This window comes from Streptomyces sp. SolWspMP-5a-2, from assembly GCF_900091845.1.
GTDB classification, from domain to species: Bacteria; Actinomycetota; Actinomycetes; order Streptomycetales; family Streptomycetaceae; genus Streptomyces; species Streptomyces doudnae.
In genome coordinates, this window is sequence record NZ_FMCI01000002.1 from 1 (window position 1) to 3,315 (window position 3,315).

Consider the following 3,315-nt stretch of genomic DNA (forward strand, 5'->3'; position numbering starts at 1 on the left):
GCAGGCCCGGACCGGGGTTCCCCGGGGCCGCCGGGCTGGACCGGGACGGCGTCGGCACTGAGCCTGCCGGAGCGGGCGGCGTCGGCGCTCAGGCGCTTCCCCCGGCCCGGTCCCCGCCCAGGACCGCGCGGCCGATGAGGTCGCGCATCACCTCGCTGGGTCCGGCCGCGACGGTGGCGGCGCGGGCGTCCCGGTGGGCGCGGGCGGCCGGGGACGTCCGCGCGTAGCCGTGCGATCCCTGGAGCTGGAGCGCGGTGTCGGCGAGGCGGCAGGCCAGTTCGGTGGTGTGCAGCTTGGCCATGGAGCACTCCACGGCGGGCAGTTCGCCCCGCTCGTACAGCCACGCGGTGTGGTGAACGAGCTGGCGGGCCGCGGCCAGGTCGGTGGCCAGGTCGGCGACGCGGTGCACGAGGGCCTGCCGGTGGGCGAGGGCGTCGCCGCCGACGTCCCGCCCGCGCAGGAAGGCGCGCAGGTCGTCCAGGGTGTGGTCCATGCCGCCGAGGGCGAGGACGGCGGCGACCAGGCGTTCCAGTTGCAGGCCGCGCATCAGGTAGTAGAAGCCGTGGTCGAGGCGGCCGACGAGCCGGTCGGCCGGGACCCGGACGGCGTCGAGGGTGACGGTGGCGGTCCCGGCCGAGCGCCAGCCGAGGGTGGGTGCGGGGGTGCGGTGGACGCCGGGCAGGTCGGTGTCGACGACCAGCAGGGAGAGGCCGGTGGCGCCGCGCGCTCCCGGGGCGGCGGGGGCGGTGCGCACGGCCGCGACGAGGAAGTCGGCGGTCGTCCCGTTGCTGACCAGGGTCTTGGTGCCGTCGACGACGAAGTGGTCGCCGTCCCGGACGGCGGTGGTGGCCAGGGCCGACAGGTCGGATCCGGCGCCGGGTTCGGTGAGGGCGAGGGCCGCGACGCGGGTGCCCCGCACGGCGGGCGCGAGGTAGGCACGGCACAGGTCGGGGCCGCCGACCCGGGCGAGGTAGGGGGTGGCCATGTAGGCGTGGACGGAGACGGCGGCCCGCAGTCCGCCGTACCCCGTGCGGCCGAGTTCCTCCAGGAGGACGACGGAGGTGAAGAGGTCGCGGTCGGTGCCACCGGCCGAGCGGGGGTGGGCGAGGCCCAGGTAGCCGCGCTCGCCGAGGAGTTTCCAGCAGGACGCGGGGACGGAGTCCTGCTCCTCCCAGCGCTCCGCGTGCGGCAGCACCTCGGCGGCCAGGAACGCCCGGACCTCCCGGCGGAAGGCGTCGTGGCCGTCGTCGAAGTAGGGCGATCTCACGCGCCGTCGCTCCCTCGTGAGGTGGGGGCCGGGGCGATCTCGTCGTCGAGCAGCCCGAGCAGGTGGGGGTTGTGCCCGTGCGGGAGGAACGGGAAGAAGTGGCCGCCCTCGACGCGCCGGGCGCGGAACCCGTGGGGTGCGAGGGACCGCCAGGCGGCGACCGCTGCGGGCGGCGCGATCGCGTCGGCCGTGCCCCAGAACACCGTGGCGGGCACGGGCAGCGGGCCGGGTGCGGGGTGGTGCCAGGTCTCGGCGAGCCGGATGTCGTTGCGGACGACGGGTTCCAGCAGGTCCATCAGGGCGGGGTCGGCGAGGACGGCGGCGGGGGTCCCTGCCAGCCGGCCGAGTCCGGCGCGGAACCGTTCGGGCGGCAGGTCGTGGATGGCGGGCTGGGCGCGCGGGACGTGCGGGGCGCGGCAGCCGGAGAGCAGGACGCGCGCGGGCGGCCGGCCGAGCGGCCCGCGCACCGTCTCGTAGACGAGCATCGCGCCCATGCTGTGCCCGAACAGCACGTAGGGCGCGGGGACATGCCGGTCGAGGGCGGCGGCGAGGTCCCCGGCCAGCGCGGCCCAGTCCCGGGCGGGCGGCTCGCGCAGCCGTTTCTCCCGGCCGGGCAGCCGGACGGCGATCAGCTCCACGCCGGGCGCGAGCCGGTCGGCCCAGGGGCGGAACACGGCGGTGCCCGCGCCCGCGTGGGGGACGCAGACGAGTCTGAGCCCGGCCCCCGGTCTTGGCAGCGGGCGGTGGAACCAGCGGTCGCGGTCGGCCGGGCCCGCCGTGCCGTTCATCGCGCGCTCCCGTCGGGTCGGGGGCGGCTCACGGCAGCGCCGTGGGTTCGGGGGCCCCGCTCGCCTCGACGGCGTCGGCGAGGGCGCCGAAGGTGCTGTCGGTGAAGATGAGGTCGGGGGTGAGGGCGTCCTCGCCGAGCGCGTCCTCCAGGCGTGTCATCAGGCGGACGGCGGTGAGGGAGTCGCCGCCGAGGTCGAAGAAGTCGGCGTCGGGCCGGACGGCGTCCGGGCCGAAGATGTCCGCCCAGATCGCGGCGAGGACGGCCACCCGGGGTGACCCGGCGGTGTCCGGCCGGGCTCCGGAGGACGCGCGATGGCCTCCGGTGAGGTCGGTGGACTCGGTGCGGCCCGTGAGTTCGGTGAGTTCGGTGAGTTCGGTGAGTTCGGTGAGTTCGGTGACGAGGGTCCAGCGGTCGGGCGGGGGCGCCGACGGGAGCCGGGCGGCGGCCAGTTCGCGCAGTTCCCCGGTCAGGCTGCGCAGGGTCGGGCCCCGGTCGGGCAGGGTGACGGACGCGGTCCCGGCGGGGACGCCGGGGCGCCGGGCGTAGACGTTGTGGCAGGGGGTGCGGGTGAGGCGGGGGTCCTGGTCGGTGGTGGTCAGGTAGCCGCGGGAGCGGAGCAGGCCGAGGACGGCGGCGAGGCGGCCGTCGAGGTCGTGGACCTCCAGGACGACGCGGTCGATCCGGGGCCAGAGGGTGTCGTCGATCCCGTCGAGGACGTCGGCCTCCGCCTTCTCCACGTCGATCTTCAGGAGGTCGACGCGGTCGAGGCGGTGGGTGTGGGCGACGGAGGTGAGCGTGGTGACCGGGACCCGACGGGTCCTGGCGGTCATCCGGTCGGTCATCAGCCGGTCCAACCCGCCCTCGTCCGGCGTCTCCTGGCCGGTGAGGAGGTAGCCGCGCAGGACGTCGAGGTCCTCGCGCGGGTCGGCGAACCGGCCGGACATGACGCTGTTGCCGGGGTAGAAGGTGAAGTCCGTCTCGCCGTCGGCGCGGCCCAGGGCGGTGCGCAGCACGGTGGCGTCGACGTCGTACAGCTCGGCGTTGAGGGCGACGGCGTCGGCGAGTTCGGTGACGGGTTCGACGGCGATGATCCGGGCGCCGGGGCTGTGCAGGGCGCAACGCAGGGTGAACATGCCGATGTTGGCGCCGACGTCGACGACGACGGCCGCGGGGGGCAGCGCGATGCCGTGCCGGAAGTAGGCGTTGTCGGTGAAGATCTCCCGGTGCAGGAACTCGGTCTCGCTGCGGTTGAGTCCGG

At 76.0% G+C, this 3,315-nt stretch carries 3 protein-coding genes; all 3 read right to left on the reverse strand.

Annotation, left to right across the window (positions count from 1 at the left end):
- Positions 1-88 precede the first annotated feature (88 nt).
- Positions 89-1,267, reverse strand: coding sequence for an acyl-CoA dehydrogenase family protein (locus tag GA0115242_RS00035; RefSeq protein ID WP_093823147.1), 1,179 nt, complete (start codon positions 1,265-1,267; stop codon positions 89-91).
- Positions 1,264-2,055, reverse strand: a complete 792-nt coding sequence (locus GA0115242_RS00040) for a thioesterase II family protein (RefSeq protein WP_093823149.1) — start codon at positions 2,053-2,055, stop codon at positions 1,264-1,266. Before GA0115242_RS00040 ends, GA0115242_RS00035 begins: the two co-directional genes overlap by 4 nt.
- Positions 2,056-2,083: 28 nt before the next feature.
- Positions 2,084-3,315, reverse strand: a 1,232-nt coding sequence (locus tag GA0115242_RS00045) for an FkbM family methyltransferase (protein WP_093823150.1), incomplete at its 5' end; no start/stop codon positions are given.